The sequence below is a fragment of the Knoellia subterranea KCTC 19937 genome (assembly GCF_000768685.1).
GTDB lineage: Bacteria > Actinomycetota > Actinomycetes > Actinomycetales > Dermatophilaceae > Knoellia > Knoellia subterranea.
Window position 1 is genome coordinate 268,503 of the sequence record NZ_AVPK01000002.1, and the last position, 17,226, is coordinate 285,728.

The 17,226-nt window shown below is 68.8% G+C and carries 17 protein-coding genes and 1 riboswitch; of the genes, 13 read left to right on the plus strand and 4 right to left on the minus strand.

Annotation, left to right across the window (positions count from 1 at the left end; genetic code table 11):
* Window positions 1–83 precede the first annotated feature (83 nt).
* From N803_RS04745 to gcvP, 5 genes are all read left to right on the plus strand, one after another.
* Window positions 84–590: an FHA domain-containing protein gene (locus N803_RS04745; RefSeq protein WP_052111780.1), complete on the plus strand. Its 507-nt coding sequence runs from the start codon at window positions 84–86 to the stop codon at window positions 588–590.
* Window positions 571–1,269, plus strand: coding sequence for a transcriptional regulator FtsR (gene ftsR / locus N803_RS04750; protein ID WP_035903023.1), 699 nt, complete (start codon window positions 571–573; stop codon window positions 1,267–1,269). The genes N803_RS04745 and ftsR overlap by 20 nt, the downstream gene beginning before the upstream one ends.
* A gap of 17 nt (window positions 1,270–1,286) precedes the next feature.
* Window positions 1,287–1,790, plus strand: coding sequence for a bifunctional nuclease family protein (locus N803_RS04755; protein ID WP_035903351.1), 504 nt, complete (start codon window positions 1,287–1,289; stop codon window positions 1,788–1,790).
* A gap of 146 nt (window positions 1,791–1,936) precedes the next feature.
* A complete protein-coding gene (locus tag N803_RS04760; RefSeq protein WP_035903024.1) occupies window positions 1,937–2,512 on the plus strand; it encodes a MerR family transcriptional regulator in 576 nt (191 codons plus the stop codon).
* Window positions 2,513–2,583: 71 nt separating this feature from the next.
* Window positions 2,584–2,684, plus strand: a riboswitch (glycine riboswitch).
* Window positions 2,685–2,755: 71 nt separating this feature from the next.
* Window positions 2,756–5,644, plus strand: coding sequence for an aminomethyl-transferring glycine dehydrogenase (gene gcvP / locus N803_RS04765; protein WP_035903026.1), 2,889 nt, complete (start codon window positions 2,756–2,758; stop codon window positions 5,642–5,644).
* A gap of 2 nt (window positions 5,645–5,646) precedes the next feature.
* Here gcvP and N803_RS04770 read toward each other — a convergent pair whose 3' ends face one another.
* Window positions 5,647–8,931, minus strand: a complete 3,285-nt coding sequence (locus N803_RS04770; RefSeq protein WP_035903027.1) for an AAA family ATPase — start codon at window positions 8,929–8,931, stop codon at window positions 5,647–5,649.
* Window positions 8,928–10,106 carry an exonuclease SbcCD subunit D gene (locus N803_RS04775; RefSeq protein ID WP_052111873.1) on the minus strand — a complete coding sequence of 393 codons (1,179 nt, stop codon included), beginning with the start codon at window positions 10,104–10,106 and terminating at the stop codon, window positions 8,928–8,930. Before N803_RS04775 ends, N803_RS04770 begins: the two co-directional genes overlap by 4 nt.
* A 151-nt stretch (window positions 10,107–10,257) precedes the next feature.
* Between N803_RS04775 and N803_RS04780 the strand changes: the two genes are divergently transcribed.
* Window positions 10,258–11,739, plus strand: coding sequence for a glutamate-cysteine ligase family protein (locus N803_RS04780; protein WP_084764026.1), 1,482 nt, complete (start codon window positions 10,258–10,260; stop codon window positions 11,737–11,739).
* Between the two features lie 47 nt (window positions 11,740–11,786).
* On the opposite strand, the gene N803_RS04785 is transcribed toward N803_RS04780, so the two are convergent.
* Entirely contained in the window at window positions 11,787–12,395 is a 609-nt protein-coding gene (locus tag N803_RS04785) for a histidine phosphatase family protein (protein WP_035903029.1), read from the minus strand.
* A 116-nt stretch (window positions 12,396–12,511) separates the two neighbouring features.
* Between N803_RS04785 and N803_RS17325 the strand changes: the two genes are divergently transcribed.
* From N803_RS17325 to N803_RS18220, 5 genes are read left to right on the plus strand one after another with little or no spacing between them, the layout of a single operon-like run.
* Complete coding sequence (locus tag N803_RS17325; protein WP_052111783.1) at window positions 12,512–13,054, plus strand: DUF1697 domain-containing protein; 543 nt, start codon at window positions 12,512–12,514, stop codon at window positions 13,052–13,054.
* The gene (locus tag N803_RS04795) at window positions 13,051–13,521 is read left to right on the plus strand and encodes an OsmC family protein (RefSeq protein WP_052111784.1); all 471 of its coding nucleotides are present in this window, start codon (window positions 13,051–13,053) and stop codon (window positions 13,519–13,521) included. Before N803_RS17325 ends, N803_RS04795 begins: the two co-directional genes overlap by 4 nt.
* A 1-nt stretch (window position 13,522) precedes the next feature.
* A complete protein-coding gene (locus N803_RS04800) occupies window positions 13,523–14,146 on the plus strand; it encodes an L-threonylcarbamoyladenylate synthase (protein WP_035903030.1) in 624 nt (207 codons plus the stop codon).
* Window positions 14,147–14,160: 14 nt separating this feature from the next.
* Window positions 14,161–14,778, plus strand: coding sequence for a hypothetical protein (locus tag N803_RS04805; protein ID WP_035903031.1), 618 nt, complete (start codon window positions 14,161–14,163; stop codon window positions 14,776–14,778).
* A gap of 3 nt (window positions 14,779–14,781) precedes the next feature.
* Window positions 14,782–14,946, plus strand: a complete 165-nt coding sequence (locus N803_RS18220) for a hypothetical protein (RefSeq protein ID WP_156969657.1) — start codon at window positions 14,782–14,784, stop codon at window positions 14,944–14,946.
* A 212-nt stretch (window positions 14,947–15,158) separates the two neighbouring features.
* On the opposite strand, the gene N803_RS04810 is transcribed toward N803_RS18220, so the two are convergent.
* On the minus strand, window positions 15,159–15,653 hold the full coding sequence (locus tag N803_RS04810; RefSeq protein ID WP_035903033.1) for a flavodoxin family protein: 495 nt from the start codon (window positions 15,651–15,653) through the stop codon (window positions 15,159–15,161).
* 132 nt (window positions 15,654–15,785) lie between these two features.
* Here N803_RS04810 and N803_RS04815 point away from each other — a divergent pair, with 132 nt between their 5' ends.
* Together N803_RS04815 and N803_RS04820 are read left to right on the plus strand one after the other, a co-directional pair.
* Window positions 15,786–16,682 carry a phosphotransferase gene (locus tag N803_RS04815; protein ID WP_245617014.1) on the plus strand — a complete coding sequence of 299 codons (897 nt, stop codon included), beginning with the start codon at window positions 15,786–15,788 and terminating at the stop codon, window positions 16,680–16,682.
* The gene (locus N803_RS04820) at window positions 16,679–17,011 is read left to right on the plus strand and encodes a hypothetical protein (protein WP_052111786.1); all 333 of its coding nucleotides are present in this window, start codon (window positions 16,679–16,681) and stop codon (window positions 17,009–17,011) included. The genes N803_RS04815 and N803_RS04820 overlap by 4 nt, the downstream gene beginning before the upstream one ends.
* Window positions 17,012–17,226 lie beyond the last annotated feature (215 nt).

Sequence of the window (17,226 nt, forward strand, 5' to 3'; positions counted from 1 at the left end):
CGCAGCCAACCTTCTGTTCATCCCTCGAGTGGTCATCTAGGGTGAATGCTCCAGATGACCAGCCCAGACTAGGAGCGCCACAGATGAGTGACGTGAGTCGCGAGACGCCGGAGCACGAGCCGGAGTCGACTCCCGGACAGACGCCCAGGTCGATCCCCGAGCGCGAGCCCGAGTCGTCGACGACGATGCGGTTCCAGCCCGTCGACGGCATCGAACAGTCCGAGATCGTCCACGAGAGCGAGCACGTCCTCACCCGGGCCGACCAGGCGACGGTGGAAGCCCTTCGCCCCGGCACCGCGCTGCTGGTCGTCCTTCGAGGCCCCAACACCGGCGCGCGGTTCCTCCTCGACGACGATGTCGTGTCGTCGGGGCGTCACCCGGAGAGTGACATCTTCCTCGACGACGTCACGGTCTCCCGGCAGCACGCGACTTTCGAGCGCACCGGTGGGCAGTTCGTGGTCAAGGACGTGGGTTCCCTCAACGGCACCTACGTGAACCGCGAACGCATCGACGAGTCGGTTCTCCAGACGGGCGACGAGGTCCAGATCGGCAAGTACCGTCTGGTCTTCTATGCCGCAAAGCAGGGCTGAGCGCCCCCTGACCATTGGGAAGGTCCTCGACGCGTTGCGTGAGGAGTTTCCCCAGGTCAGTATTTCCAAGATTCGGTTCCTCGAGGCCGAGGGCCTCGTGGAACCGACTCGGACGGCTGCGGGGTACCGCACCTACAGTGCCGCGGACCTCGATCGCCTGCGCTACATCCTGCGGGCTCAACGGGATCGCTTCTGGCCCCTCAAGGTGATCCGGGACGCGCTCGATGCGCTCGACCGCGGCCTGGAGCCGGACGCCGGTGGGGACGCCACGCCACGAGCGCCCCAACTGCGTGCCGACCCCGACGTCCCCTCGACGGCCGAACTCCAGGAGGGTCGTGCCGTCCGCCTCACCGCGGACGAGGTCGCGGCAGCCACCGGCCTCGACCAGGAAACCGTTGCCTCACTCGTGGGATTCGGTGTGCTGCAGCCCGGCGCCGATGGACACTACTCGGCCACAGACCTCCAGGCGGCGCACGCGGCAGCCGGCCTCGCGGCATACGGGATCGAAGCACGGCACCTGCGGCCCTTTCGCACGGCCGCGGACCGCGAAGTCGGCCTCGTCGAGCAGGCGATGAGCACGCGTCGCACCGAGGGACGGGCGCACGATCAGGCCGAGGTCGCTCGCCTGTGTCTCCAGTTGCACGCTGCGCTGGTCAAGGGTGGTCTGGCGCGACCGTGACGACGTACGGTGGAGCAGTGAAGCCACTGGACGTCCTCGGTGTCCGCGTCGAGATGCCGACCAACCAGCCCATCGTCCTTCTGCGCGAACGCGACGGGAGTCGCTACCTGCCGATCTGGGTGGGAGCTGCCGAGGCCGCCGCGATCGCCTATGCGCAGCAGGGGGTGGTCCCGCCGCGTCCATTGACCCATGACCTCCTCAAGAACATCCTCGACGAGATCGGGCACACGCTGAGTCGGGTTCGCATTCGGGCTCTCGAGGAGGGGGTCTTCCACGCGGTGCTCGAGATCGATGGCGGCACGGCGGCGGGTGGTGCAGACGTCGACTCTCGATCGTCGGACGCCATCGCCCTCGCGCTGCGCTGCGGCGTCGAGATCGTCACGAGCGAAGCCCTGCTCGACGAAGCGGGGGTCGCGATGGCCGAGGACGACCAGGAGGAGAACGAGGTCGAGAAGTTCAAGGAGTTCCTGGACCACGTGTCCGCCGACGACTTCGACACCGGTGGGCAACCCTCCAGTTGAGGGTTAGTGTTACGGATGTTACTCACGACACGCATGAGGTTAGGGTCCAGTGGTAGTTGACCCCGACTTGTCGGGCCTTTAGCGTCACCTCCAGAGAACGACGTCCGTGTAGTTACATCAGGTCCGTGTCACAGCAGGAGGTTGGCGTGAACGCCATCGAAGAGAACCCCAAGGGCCATGTGCCGATCGCGGCCCAGGGCCTGCTGTTCACCGACGACCTGCCCGAGCTGGACGAGGAAATGGGCTACCGCGGTCCCACCGCGTGCAAGGCGGCCGGTATCACCTACCGCCAGCTCGACTACTGGGCACGCACGTCCCTTGTCGAACCCTCGGTGAGGGGTGCGGCCGGGTCTGGCTCCCAACGCCTCTACGGCTTCCGCGACATCCTCGCGCTCAAGATCGTCAAGCGGCTCCTCGACACCGGCGTCTCCCTCCAGCAGATCCGTGGCGCCGTGCAGGTCCTGCGGGACCGGGGCGTCGAGGACCTCGCCCAGATCACGCTGATGAGCGACGGCGCGTCCGTCTATGAGTGCACGTCCAACGAGGAAGTCATCGACCTGCTTCAGGGCGGCCAGGGTGTGTTCGGCATTGCCGTCGGCAAGGTCTGGCGCGAGGTGGAGGGCGACCTGTCGCACCTCCCGAGCGAGCGACTCACCGACGAGGCACCTGCAGCCCACCCGGGCGACGAGCTGAGCGCACGGCGCGCCGCCCGTATGGCCTGACCTTCGGCTGTTCGACACCCACGGCGCGTGCCCACTCGGGCACGCGCCGTTTGTTACGCTGACCGCGCCGCAAACACCGTGCGGGAGAGTCCCCAATCCACCGCGTGGAGCCGGGGCGCCGAAGGGGCAAACTCCCCGGAACCTCTCAGGCGCAAAGGACCGCACGGATCAGGCACCTCTGAGACGGCTTCGCCGCGACAGAAGGGGAGGCCCGTGCCCGACCGTGCGCCAGGAGCCTCACCCATGACCCAGACGACCGTCACCACCAGCGATCTGCCCGCCTTCGCCGGACGCCACATCGGCCCGGACGAGGCGGAGGTGTCCGCCATGCTCGAGACCATCGGTCTCGGCAGTCTCGACGAACTGACGCAGACCGCGGTCCCCAGCGCGATCCGCGCGACCGAGGCGATGACCGTGGAGGCCGCCGAGTCCGAGGCCGCAGTGGTCGCGGAACTGCGCGGGCTCGCTGCGCGCAACACCGTGCGCACGTCCATGATCGGCCTGGGCTACTACGGGACGCTCACTCCGGCCGTCATCCAGCGGAACGTGCTGGAGAACCCGGCCTGGTACACCGCCTACACGCCGTATCAGCCCGAGATCTCGCAGGGACGACTCGAGGCCCTCCTCAATTTCCAGACCGTCGTCAGCGACCTCACCGGGCTCACCACGTCCGGCGCGTCGCTGCTCGATGAGGCCACGGCCGCGGCCGAGGCCATGACGCTCATGCGCCGCTCGAGCAAGGCGCCGGCGGATGCCGTACTCCTCGTCGACGAATCCGTCTTCCCACAGACTCTTGCTGTGATGCAGACCCGCGCGCTGCCGCTCGGCATCGAGATCGTCGCGGCAGATCTGACCGGCGTCACGACGACGGAGGAACTCCGGACCGCATCGGGAGACCGTGACGTCTTCGGTGTCGTCGTGCAGTACCCCGACCTGCACGGCCGCCTGCGCGATCACCGCGCCCTCGCGGAGGCTGCGCACGGGACGGGAGCGCTCGTCACGGCGGCTGCGGATCTCATGGCGCTGACGCTGGCGACGGCGCCGGGGGAGTGGGGTGCCGACATCGCCGTGGGCACGACCCAGCGCTTTGGTGTTCCGATGGGCTTCGGGGGACCGCACGCCGGCTACATGTCGGTGCGCGCCGGTCTCGAGCGGACGCTCCCCGGACGGCTCGTCGGCGTCTCCGTGGACGCCGTCGGCGCGCCGGCATACCGGCTGGCGCTCCAGACCCGCGAGCAGCACATCCGGCGTGAGAAGGCCACCTCCAACATCTGTACCGCGCAGGTCCTCCTCGCGGTCATGGCCAGCATGTATGCCGTGTACCACGGCCCCCTCGGGCTCCGGGCGATTGCGCTCCGCATCCACGGGCACGCCACGGCCCTGGCCGACGCGCTGCGGTCGGGTGGGCTGGATGTCCACGAAGGCGCGTTCTTCGACACCCTCTCGGTCGGGGTGCCCGGGCGAGCCGATGAGGTGGTGGCGGCCGCGCTGGCCGAGGGCACGAACGTCTGGCGTCACGACGGCGACACCGTGATCCTCTCGGTCGACGAGACGACCACGCTCGACGAGGTCGCAGGTGTGGCCCGGGCGTTCGGCGTGCCGGTCCCGAGCCGGATCGATGTTGCGGAGCCGGTGTGGGGCGACGCGCTGCGTCGCACCTCCGACTACCTGACCCACCCCGTTTTCTCGAGTCACCACAGCGAGACGTCGATGCTGCGCTACCTGCGGCGACTGTCCGATCGCGACTTTGCGCTCGACCGCGGCATGATCCCCCTCGGCTCGTGCACCATGAAGCTCAACGCGACCACCGAGATGCTCGCCATCACCTGGCCGGAGTTCGCGGGGCTGCACCCGTTCGCGCCGCTCGACCAGACCGAGGGCATCCGCAGCCTCGTCAGTGAACTGGAGCAATGGCTCTGTGACATCACCGGCTACGACGCGGTCTCGCTTCAGCCCAATGCCGGCTCCCAGGGCGAGTTCGCGGGGTTGCTGGCGATCGCGGCCTATCACCGTTCGCGCGGAGACGATGCGCGCAACATCTGCCTCATCCCGGCCAGTGCCCATGGCACCAACGCGGCCAGTGCCGTGATGGCGGGCATGAAGGTCGTCGTCGTCAAGACCGATGTCATCACCGGCAACGTGGACATGGACGACCTCAAGGCCAAGGTCGAGGAGCACCGCACCGACCTTGCGGCGATCATGGTGACCTATCCGTCGACGCACGGAGTGTTCGAGGACACGATCACCGACCTGTGCGCCATGGTGCACGATGCCGGCGGTCAGGTCTACGTCGATGGTGCCAACCTCAACGCCCTCGTCGGGTTGGCCCAGCCGGGTCGGTTCGGCGCCGACGTGTCGCACCTCAACCTGCACAAGACCTTCTGCATCCCGCATGGTGGCGGCGGGCCGGGCGTCGGGCCCGTGGCACTGCGTGAGCACCTCGCTCCGTTCCTGCCCAACCACCCGCTGGACCCCGAGGCGGGCCCGGAGACGGGCGTTGGACCCGTGTCTGCTGCGCCCTACGGGTCGGCCGGAATCCTGCCCATCTCGTGGGCCTACGTGCGGCTCATGGGGGCTGCAGGTCTGCGCCGCGCGACCGAAGTGGCCGTGCTCAACGCGAACTATGTGGCGGCCCGACTGCGCGATCACTACCCGGTGCTCTACTCGGGTGAGGGTGGCCTCGTGGCGCACGAGTGCATCCTCGACGTGCGGCCGCTGACCAAGGAGACGGGCGTGACGGTCGACGACATCGCCAAGCGCCTCATCGACTACGGCTTCCACGCACCGACCATGTCCTTCCCGGTGGCGGGAACCCTCATGGTGGAGCCCACCGAGAGCGAGGACAAGCTGGAACTCGACCGGTTCTGCGACGCGATGATCGCCATCCGTGAGGAGATCGCCGCCGTGGGCGCCACCGGGAACGCCGACACGAGCGTCCTGCGTGGTGCGCCGCACACGGCGCTCTCCCTCGCCGGTGACTGGACCGTCGACTACACCCGCGAGGAGGCGGCCTTCCCCAAGGGGGTCGACCCACTGGCCAAGTACTGGCCGCCGGTCCGTCGCATCGACGGCGCCTACGGCGATCGCCACCTCGTCTGTTCGTGCCCGCCTCCCGAGGCCTTCGAGGACTGAGGTCAGGCGGCACTCTCCGAACCGGGGCCGGCAATGGCCACGGTGCTGCCGCTGGCGGTCTTGCGGACGACCAGTTGGTGGGTGATGCGGCTGCGGAGCTCACCCACGTGCGAGACCACACCGACGGCACGTCCGCCTTCGCGCAAGGAGTCCAGGACGGAGATCACTTGCTCGAGGCTCTCGTCGTCGAGCGTGCCGAAGCCCTCGTCGACGAACAGCGTCCCCAGGTCGAACCCTCCCGACTCCTCACGCACGGCGTCGGCGAGGCCGAGGGCCAGTGCGAGCGAAGCCATGAAGGCCTCACCACCGGACAGGGTCGAGGTCTCGCGACTGACGCCGGTCCACTGATCCAGGACGCGGAGTCCGAGGCCACTGCGGGCGCCCCGTGCAGCGAGACGGTCGGAGTGCTCGAGGCTGTAGCGGCCGTCGCCCATGATCCGGAGTCGTTCGTTGGCCAACCTGGCGACCTTGTCCAGTCTCGCGGCCAGAACGTAGGACGTGAGTCGCATCCGCAGGGTGTTGTTGAGGCCGCCGCCGGAGAACGTGTCGGCCAGATCCTTGACGCGGTGGTGGTGCGCCAACGCCGGGCCAGCGGCATCCAATCCCGCGGTCAGGCTCGATCGAATGGCCCTGAACGAGCGTTGAGCGCCAGCCGCCTCGGTCTGGGCGGACTTCGCGGCGAGGAGAGCAGAGCGCGCCGCCACGGCTTCACGCTCCAACAGGGCGAGGTCGGGCGGGAGCGCTTCCTCGGCGGCCATCACCATCGGGTCATGGAGCACAGACAGCGCCCCCGCGCGGGCACGATCGTGATCACGCAACCGGTCACCGATGCGTTGGAGCTCACCGGACGGAAGCACGGCGTCCGTGGCCTCGGAGAACGACTCGAAGCCGGCGTCGGTGACGGCGATCAGCCCGGCGTCGAGGGCTGCCTTCAGGCGCTCGGCGGTCTCCGCGTGCCGTGCCACGGCCTCCGCCCACGCGGCGGCTGAGTCGACGGCGGCCCTGTGCCGGCTCGCGAGTTCGGCCACCGCGTCCGAACCGGGGAAGGGCTCACTGTCGGCAGCGTGAGCCTCCGTCCGAGCCGCGTTGTCGCTGCTCTCGGCCGCGGACGTCGAGCCGCACGGACAGTCAGCGTGCGAGATCCAGAGCGCGGACATGGCGACTCGTGCGGATTCCTCGTCCTCGCGAGTCTGCTCAGCCATGGCCGACACCCTCGTGAGTTCGTGACGGGCCGCGGCGACCGAATCTTCGAGGGCCGTCAGGGCAGCCCGGGCTGCATCGAGGTGTGCCGTGCGCTGTGCGTGCTCGGCGGCCAGCGCGCGCGCGGTGTCGTGGCGGCGCGTGGCCTCGACGGATCCGAACTCGAACGCGTCCAGATCCAACTCCTCGACACTCGCGACGGCGAGCTGTCGCAGGGCTTCCTCGATGCGCGTCCGTGTGGTGGTGACCCGAACCTCGCACTCGTGATGTGCGGCGACGAGGTCGGCGTGCGCGACACGAGCGGCGTCGAGCTCCGCCTCGGTCACCTGCCGTCCGCCCTGTGCCGGGGAAGGGTGTGCGGTCGCACCGCACACCGAACACGCCTCGCCGTCCACGAGGCGCTCCGCGAGTTCTGCGGCCATCTGCGAGAGGCGGCGCGCAACGAGATCGAGCTCGTGGTCCCGGGCATCCTGGGCGCGTGAGCGGGCATCGGCGGATTCCCGGACGAGGCGATCGAGCAGGGCCCCGTCGTCGAGCGTGCGACGGGCGAGGTCGACGCGCGACCTGGCCTCGGCAGCGGCCTGCTCCAGACCGGCGAGTGAGGTTGTCGCGTCGAGCGATGCTGTCACCGCTGCGGTGGCCGCCTCCACACGATCGCTCGCCGTCGTGCGCCGCTCGGCAGCGCTCTGGAGCACCGACGTTGCCGCCTCCATGTCGCGCAGTTGCTCGCGTGCCCGTCGGGCCCGAGCGGTGCGCTCAGCGTCGAGACGGAGCAGTTCCCTCAGATTGTCGTCGTGCTGGCGCAGTACGCGCACGAGGGCCTCGGGGGAGCGTCCGTGCACCACCTCGGCGTCCACGCGATCAGTGCCCCGGTCCTTGTCGACGAGTCCACTGTCGGGGAGTGCAGTGCGGGGGACAGCACTGTCGCCTACTGCGGTGTCACTCGAGTCGAACCCGGTGGTGACGAGCCGGCTGACTGCGGCGTGTGCCTCGGCGACCGACGCCTGACGTCGGTGCACCTCGGCCCGCGCCCTCTCTACAGCCGCCAGATCGCCCCGGACCGAACCGGCCCGGGTCGCCCGGTCGTGAACCGAGCGCGCCCGCGCAATCTCGTCCTGAGCGGACTCCAGAGCGCCGAGGCTGACTCGGGCGGCACTCGCGCGCTCACGCAGCGACTGCACCGATCGGCCGTCCTGAAAGGCGCTGGCCGCGGCCACATCCGCGGAGGATGCAGCGTCGAGCCGCACCATCGCCTCGGAGAGTGTGACCTCGATTCGGGTGGCCATCGTCTCGAGCAGTCCCCGGATGGCGTCGGGGGAGTCGGGATCGAGGGCTGGGAGCCCCTCGAGGAGCCGCTCATCGGAGCCGGCGGCGTCATCAGAAGCGCCTGCGTGGCTCTCGTCCTCGCCGGATGCCGTCGAGCGGGCCACGACGTCTGCCAACCTCGCCAGATCGGTGTCGATGCCCGCACGCAGACCGGCCACGGTGGCCTCGCTGCTGCGCCGAGCATCGACGAGCCACTCCTCGACGTCCGCGAACCGAGTGATGTCGAAGAGCTTCTCGAGAAGAGCCCGCCGTTCGTCGTCCTTGGCTGTCAGGAAGGCCGCGAACTCGCCCTGGGGCAGCATGGCCACCTTGGCGAACTGCTCCTTGCCCATGCCGAGGACGTCGTGCAGGACCTCCGCGGTTTCGTCGTTGCGGGTCGACACGACGACCCACTCGCCGTCGAGGTGCTCGGACAACGCAACTGTCGCGGGTGTCTCGATGGTTCCGGTTCCCCGCTTCTTGGCGCGAAGATGGGCGGGGGAGCGACGAAGAATGAATCGGCGTGTGCCACAGGTGAATTCGAGCTCGACCGAGGGGACTGCTGACGGCGCGGCGTGGTCGCTGACGATGCCGCGTTTGTCGCGGAGTCCGGGCACGTCGGCGAAGAGGGCGAAACAGATGGCGTCGAGGAGGCTCGTCTTGCCGGCTCCGGTTGGGCCGTGGATGAGGAAGAGTCCCGCGGCGGTCAGCTCATCGAAGTCGACCGAGACCTCGTCGGGGAACGGTCCGAAAGCCGTGGCGCGGAGGTGGTGGATCCTCATGCGGCCCCCGACCTGCTGGAACCTGAGGCGCGGCCTTCACCCTCGCGGTTCGCGCGGCGGACCCGAGCGCCTTCGACGGCGTCACGAAGCAGTGCCCGTTCGGCCTCGTCGGCCCCATGTCCACCCCGGACGTGCCCGAGGAAGTCACAGCACACGTCGAGGTCCGAGCGCTCGGTGAGCGACGCGGCATACGCGGTCATGGTCGTCACGGTGCCGGAAGGCTCGAACCGCAGGTCGAGCGTGTGCGGGAACCGCACCCGAAGCCGCTCCATCGCACCCAGAGGTCGGATCGGGTCGGTCAGCGTCACCTGGCACCAGGCCGACTCGGCGGCTGCGTGCTGCCGCTCGCTGAGCAACTCGTCGAGAGTGCCGCGCAAGAGGGCAAGGGGGCGCTCCACCGGTGCGGGGACGAACTCAGTGCTCGGCGCGTCACCGGCGAGATCGACCAACCATGAGCCCTTGGTGTGCCGTGCCTCGCTGAACGACATCGCGACGGGCGAGCCCGAATAGCGCACGGTCTCGGCAACCTGCTGGCGCCCGTGCAGGTGCCCCAGTGCCGCGTAGTCCACCCCGTCGAACACTTCCGGCGGGACGGCCGCGACGCCGCCGACGGCGATGTCCCGCTCCGACTCACTCGTGGCTCCACCGGTCACGAAGGCGTGTGCCATGACGACCGACCGGGATTCCGAGCCCGACGCCAAGGACGCCCGGACACGGTCCATCGCGGCCCGAAGCACGGCTGCGTGGGTGCGGTCGGACGCCCCGAGCGGACCAGCGGTCAGGGACGGTTCGAGATAGGGGAGTGGGTGGATGGCGACACCGTCGACGACGACCGGGCGGCCGATGTCGTCGACGCTCGTGCGGATGTGCAGGCCCGATCGCTCGAGGAGGCGCGACGCGAAGCCCAGGCGGATGGCGGAGTCGTGGTTGCCACTGGACAGCACGACGGCTGCTCCGGCGTCGATGAGCCGCTCGACGGTGTCGGAGAGGAGTGCCACGGTGTCCGGCGCCGGCAGCGCCCGGTCGTAGACGTCTCCCGAGACCACGACGGCGTCGACCTCTTCACTCCTGACGACGTCGACGAGGTCGTCCAGGAAGCGGGCGTGGGCGCGCTGCAGACCCACCTGGTGGAAGGACCGCCCCAGGTGCCAGTCGGAGGTGTGGATCATGCGCACGTCACCGAGGCTAGATCCGGCCACGGACAGCGTCGGTGACCGAAACGCGAAATGTCCCTCGTTCCCGTCGCGTGCTGCGCCACGGGGTGATTGAGTGGCCCCACGAGCAGGCAATGCGTACCGGGAAGCCGACGAATCGGAGGTGGTGGGCGTGGGAGCTGAGGTCAGCGCGCAGAGCTACACGCGTGAGGAGCGCCAGCGCTATCGCGAGAAGGTCCGCCAGAACCTCGACGTGTTCGAGCGCATGCTCACCCAGCATTCCTTCGAGTTCGAGAGGCCGATGACGGGTCTCGAGATCGAGCTCAACCTCGTCAACGGCGACTACGACCCACACTTCGCCAACGCCGAGGTGCTGCACGCCATCGCCGACCCGGGCTACCAGACCGAACTGGCGCAGTACAACATCGAGCTCAACGTGCCGCCTCGCCCCCTGCCGGGCGACTCCGCCCTCGAGCTGGAGCGTGATCTGCGCCAGTCCCTCAACGACGCCGATGCCAAGGCCCGTGAGGTCGGTTCACGACTGGTGACGATCGGGATCCTGCCGACGATCATGCCCGAGCACTACGAGGGCGAATGGATCAGCGACAACAACCGCTACACCGCCCTCAACGACTCGATCTTCGTGGCTCGCGGGGAGGACATCTACCTCGACATCCATGGCCCCTACGGCGAACGGGTGGCGACCTACTGCGACTCGATCGCCCCCGAATCCGCGTGCACCAGCGTCCAGCTGCACCTACAGGTGGCACCTGCCGACTTCGCGGACCACTGGAACGCCGCCCAGGCGCTCTCGCCGGTGCAGGTCGCCCTCGCCGCCAACTCGCCGTTCTTCTTCGGGCAGCGCCTGCACGCGGAGACGCGGATCGAGCTGTTCAAGCAGGCCACCGACACTCGGCCCATCGAACTCAAGAACCAGGGAGTCCGTCCTCGGGTCTTCTTCGGTGAACGCTGGATCACGAGCATCTTCGACCTCTTCGAGGAGAACTCGCTCTACTTTCCTGCACTGCTCGCGGAAACCACCGACGAGGACCCGATGGCGCGTCTCGAGGCGGGCGAGGCACCGGACCTGGCCGAGCTGCGCCTGCACAACGGCACGGTCTATCGCTGGAACCGACCGATCTACGACATCGTCAACGGTCGCCCACACCTCCGTGTCGAGAACCGGGTGCTGCCCGCTGGACCGACGATCGCCGACACCCTCGCCAACGCCGCGTTCTACTACGGTGCGATCCGCAAGCTCGCCGGCACCGAGCGTCCGGTGTGGACCAAGATGAGTTTCGCCGCCTGCGAGGAGAACTTCGAGCGGGCCGCGCGCGACGGGATCGATGCCCGGTTGTACTGGCCCGGATTCGGCCAGGTGGGCGCCGACGAGCTCGTGCTGCGACACCTCCTCCCGCTGGCGCACCAGGGCCTCGAGGAGTGGGGCGTGTCGCAGGCCGTCCGGGAGCGCTTCCTCGGCATCATCGAGGCGCGCTGCCAGGCCGGGGTCAACGGTGCCACGTGGCAGACCGATGCCGTGCAACGGTTCGAGGACAAGGGCTCGGATCGTCGAACAGCCCTGCATCAGATGCTCGAGCTCTATGCGGAGCACATGGGCACCAACGAGCCGGTGCACACCTGGCCGCTGCCCTGACGTCAGCCAGGATTCGACGGGATTCGACGGGATTCGACAGGTCGCACTCAGCCCAGGCTGTTCCAGAGCTTGATCGCCGGCTGCTCCCGCTCGTACTCCAGCACGCTCACCGACCCGGCATCGAGGAGCAACTTCGCCCCGAATCGAGGTTGTTCACGAAGGAACACCGTCGCGAGGATGCGCAGTGCGTGACCGTGCCCGAAGAGAAGGACGTCCCGTGCGGCCAGCACTGGCGTCGCGCGAAGCAGCACTCGCGATGCACGGGCTGCCACCTCCTCCACCGTCTCGCCGGGCGAGGCTCCGGGCACGACGCCATCCTCGAACACGGTCCAGTCATGCCCCAGATCGGCTCGGATCTCCTTGGTGGTCCGTCCCTCGTAGGCGCCGTAGTCCCACTCGACGAGGTTGGGATCCACCTCGGGAGAGGGGAATCCGGCGATCTCGGCGGTGCGGCGTGCGCGCTGCATGGGCGAGGTCAGGACGAGGCCGAAGTCAAAGGGGGACAGCCGCTCGGCGAGCGTCGCGGCGTCGGCCTCACCCTGTTCGGTGAGCGGAATGTCGGTCGTGCCCGTGTGCTGTCCGGACTCGCTCCACTCGGTCTTGCCGTGACGGACGAGGACGAGTCGGCCCTCGGGGACTGGGGGTGCGCCGGTCATGACGTCACTCTCGCACCGATTCCGAACCCGGTGCCAGCAAGCGGCGGCGTCCGGTGGCTTCGGTGGCCGGCTGAGCGCGTGGTCCCCGTCGCCCACCGCTCTGGCAGGATCGATGTATGCCGCGCCATTTCGCCTTCCTGCGCGCCGTCAACGTCGGCGGCCGCTACGTGAAGATGGCCGAATTGCGCTCGTGCCTCGAGACCGCCGGATTCACCGACGTGGAGACCCACATCCAGACGGGCAACGTCGCGCTCACCTCGACGATGCGCTCCCAGGGCAAGGTCGAGGCCGCCATCGAGGAGTGCCTCGGTGAGTGGGCGGGCTTCGAGATCCCGACGATGGTGCGATCGCCGGACGAGTTCGCCGACCTCGTCGCGGCGGTCGAGTCCACACCACCCCTGCTGTCGCCGACCGCACGTCGGTACGTCGCGTTCGCCAAGGGGACGGTGAGCAAGGACGCGGAAGCCGCGCTCACGGCATACAGGGACACTTCCGAGCGTTCCTGCCTCGTGGGGCGAGACGTCCTCCTCGAGATCGACCTGGACTTCAACGTGTCCAAGCTGGCCGGGGCCAGGCTCGAACGCCTCGCCGGCACGCCCCTGACGGCACGCGACCTCAAGGTCGTGCGCGCCATCGACGAGAAATGGAGCACCCGATGACCGACACCACCAGCCCGAGCCGAACCGAGCCGGAGACCGGTGGGACCGGACCGGGATTCCGCTCCGTGACCCTGAGCCGGACCGCGCACGGTGAGTTCGACGTGACCAACATCCGCGGCGGGACGATCCACATCGGCACGGGCGACACCGACGACTTCACGCCCGTGGAGCTGCTCCTCACTGCCATCGCGGGCTGCAGCGCGGTGGACGTCGACTTCATCACCGCCAAGCGCGCCGAACCGAGTGAGTTCACCGTCGAGAGCACCGGGGTCAAGGCCAAGAGCGCCGAGAAGGGCAACCACATGGAGGACCTCGAGGTCACCTTTCGGGTGCGCTTCCCCGAGGGTCCCGAAGGCGACAGGGCCCGCGAGATGCTCCCGCGCGCGATCGCCCAGTCGCACGACCGGCTGTGCAGCGTGTCGCGAACGGTCCAGCTCGGCACTCCCGTGACGATGCGCGAGGACTGACATGGCTCGCTACCTCGACGTGCACCCGGTGGATCCGCAGCCTCGCTCCATCACCCAGGCGGTCGCGACGCTCCGGGACGGCGGACTCCTCGCCTATCCGACCGACTCCGGCTACGCCCTGGGCGCCGCGCTCGGCAACCAGTCGGCGAAGGACCGGATCCGCGACATCCGCCGGCTCGACGACAAGCACCACTACACCCTCGTGTGTGCCGACTTCGCACAGCTCGGGCACTTCGTCCACGTCGACAACGCGGTGTTCCGGGCCGTCAAGGCGTCGACGCCGGGCCCCTACACGTTCATCCTCCCGGCCACGGGCGAGGTGCCTCGCAAGTTGCTGCACCCCAAGAAGAAGACGGTCGGGGTGCGCATCCCGGAGCATCCTGTCGTGCGGGCCCTGCTTGCCGAACTCGGCGAGCCGATGCTCACCTCGACGCTCATCCTGCCGGGGGAGTCGGAGCCCATGACGGACGGCTGGCAGGTCAAGGAGGAGCTCGACCACGTCGTGGACGTCGTCATCGATTCGGGGGAGTGCGGATCGGAACCGACGACCGTCGTGGACCTCTCCGGAGACGGGGCTGAGGTGCTCCGCGTCGGAGCCGGGGATCCGGGCCGCTTCCAGGCCTGAGCGGGATCGACGTCATGCCCGACGCGACGTTCCCGGACATCGTCCCTCGGACGATGTCGCGTCACGGCGTCGTGCCCGCGCGGGGCCACGCCATCCTCGGTCACGAGGAGGCATTGATCAGTCACTTCCCGCCCGAACCGGATCGTCCGTTCGTCGTCCACTGGACCCGGTCCGACCGTGACGCTCACGCGGTCCTCGACGACCTCGTGGCTCACCTTGCGGCAGCGGGCGCGCGCAGTGTGGAGTGGTGGTTCCGTGGGGATTCCACTCCGCCGGGGCTCGAGGACCTGCTGATTGCCCGAGGGGCACGGCAGGTCGAGGACCAGGTGGGCCTGGCACGCACCGTGGACGCCGGGCTCCCGACGATCGCCGACGGAGTTCGGGTCACGCTCGTTGAGGATCGTGCCGCCCTGGACGCCGTTGTCGACATTGGGGTCGAGGTCTTCGGGGATCCCGACACGGGCGACCGGGAGCACTTCTTCGACGAGGTCAACGACGAACTCGACCGGGGCGTGGGTGCCTGGGTCGTGGGTTGGTTGGACAGAGAGCCCGTGGGGCGGGCCCATGTCGGCTTCGAATGGGGCGTTGCGCCTTTGGTCGGTGCCGCGGTCCTTCCCCGTGCCCGACGATGAGGTGTGTATGCCGCGATGCTCGCCGCTCGACTCGATCTCGCCTCCACCGCGGGGTGCCACACCGCGGTGGTCAAGGCACGCCGTGGACAGTCCCTGCCCGTCCTGCTCCGGGAGGGCTTCGTCCCGATCGGGTGGGAGCGGGCCCACCTCCTGACGATCGCCCCCTGACGCGCGTCACCCCCACCGGCGCCTGAGCCCCTGGGCCGGTGGGGGTGACGATGACCTGCTCGGGAGGAAGTCGAACAGGTGCGGTCTCGGACGGTTGTGAGACTCCCTGACCCACACCACCGCGACACGACAACCGTAGGAACGAGCCGGTCAAGTCCGGGTTCGCGGCAGGTCAAGACTTGGTATGCCGGGTCAAGACTCCGTGCCTCCACTCAATCACTGAGGAGGGCGGCCAGGGTGGCACCGAGTTCGGTGGCCCGTTCGCGGGCGATGGAGTCGACGTCGCCGACGACCTCGTGGACGTCCGCGGCCTGGGTCCAGCCGAGCGCACCGACGATGGACGTCACGGCGCGGACGGCGCCGGTGACGTCGTAGCGTCCGTGGATCCACAGGCCGTAGGGCCGTCGTGCCGTGAGGCCAGCTGGACTGGCCCCGGCGCCGCCGGAGTCGTCCAGGCTGCCCCCGACTGCGAGGAAGGTCGAGTCGAAGAAGTGCTTGAGCGCCCCCGACATGTAGCCGAAGTTGGCCGGTGTTCCCACGAGGTAACCATCGGCCCCGAGCACGTCCTCGGCCGTGGCCTCGAGGGCAGCGACCACCCGCACGTCCACCCCGAGGATCTCCGGGTGCGTCGCCCCCTCGAGTGCGGCGTCGAGGAGTGCCCGGGTGGATCGGGTGGGGCTGTGGTGGACGACGAGCAGGCGTGGCATACACCCATCTTGGCCTCTCGGTCCTAGGCTTTTGCCCATGGCTGACCTCACCGAACCGTGCCCCAACTGTGGACAATTCATGCGCTGGGAGACGTCGCACGAGCGGTGCGACGGGTGTGGCTACATCCGGCCGTGCTGCGAGGGCGCGCCCTGCCCCATCCCGTGACGCATTCGGGTGTCGAGCGTCTGACTCCGGGTCAGGCGGCGCTCGTGGGGGAGTGGCTGCCCGGTTTCGTCGTCGTGCACGACCACAGTTGGGGGCTGACGAGCACGGTCGTCCTCGAGGTGCGGGCTGCGGGTGCGCACTTCGTCGTCAAGGCCGCTGATGCGTCGGACGGACACTTTCCTCGTGAGGTTCGCGCGCACCGAGAGTGGCTGGAGCCCTGGACTGCTCGGGGACGTGCGCCGAGGCTGCGCCACGTCGACGAGGGCCAGCGGGTGCTCGTGACGGAGTTCCTGCCGGGCACGCTCGTGCAGGGGGGTGCCGGCGAGGGTGAGCCGGACGTCTATCGACAGGCGGGTGAACTCCTGGCACAGCTGCACGGGCAGGGGTCGCGAGTTGTTGCCGGTTACGAGGAGGCGGAGCGCGCAAAGGCTCTGGCATGGCTGGAGAAGCCGCACCGCATCCCCGATCTGGCCGTGGAGCGGCTGCGTGAGGATGTGTCGTCCTGGATCGTTCCAGCGGCGACGAAAGTCGTTGCGACACACGGCGATTGGCAACCTCGCAACTGGATCATCGATGGGGGACTGGTCTCGGCCATCGACTTCGGGCGGGCTGACCTTCGTCCGGCCCTGACCGACTTCTCACGCCTGTCGGTGCAGCAGTTCAGGGGTCGTCCCGATCTCGAACGAGCCTTTATCGAGGGCTACGGCTCGGACCCGCGCGACGACGAATCGTGGCGTCGGCAGCGGGTGCGCGAGGCGATCTCCACGGCGGCTTGGGCCCATCAGGTTGGGGATGACGAGTTCGAGCAGCAGGGGCACCGCATGATCGCGGATGTCCTGGAGACGGAAGGAGCGGGCACGTGAACGCAGGTGCAAGCGCAGGCGGAGAGGGCGAGCGTCAGGTCCGACCGGAGGATGTGGATGTCAGCGCGCTGGCGATCAACGTCGCCGTCCCTGCGGCGCTCCAGTGGACTGACGAGCGTCGCGGCGAGGAGTTCGTCCTGACGACGCTCAACATCAGGTTGTTACCGGACGGTCACGTCGCAGCCAAGGCCTACGGAAGGCCCGTTGCCGGCGGACGTGGTGGCTACACGTCGTTCCGGGTTCCGGATCGGCCGGAGCTCGGCGCCCTCATCGACGCTGCAGCCACGCGTGCCAGCGCACTCTGGGCGGCTCACCGGGGTCTCGGCTGAACAGTGACGGGGGAGGTCCGTCCGCACCCTCCCTTCCCTGAGTTGACATAATGTCGATTATCGGCGTTATTTACGGAACGGACGTGGAGAAGGTCCTCGTGCGCCACCGGGCCAGCCACCTCGGAAGCCTCCGGCCGGTCGAGATGGACCCACACGCTGGCGTGGGTTCCGGCGAACCGCGCGTCCGTCTACCTCGACTCGACCGGTGCCGACGG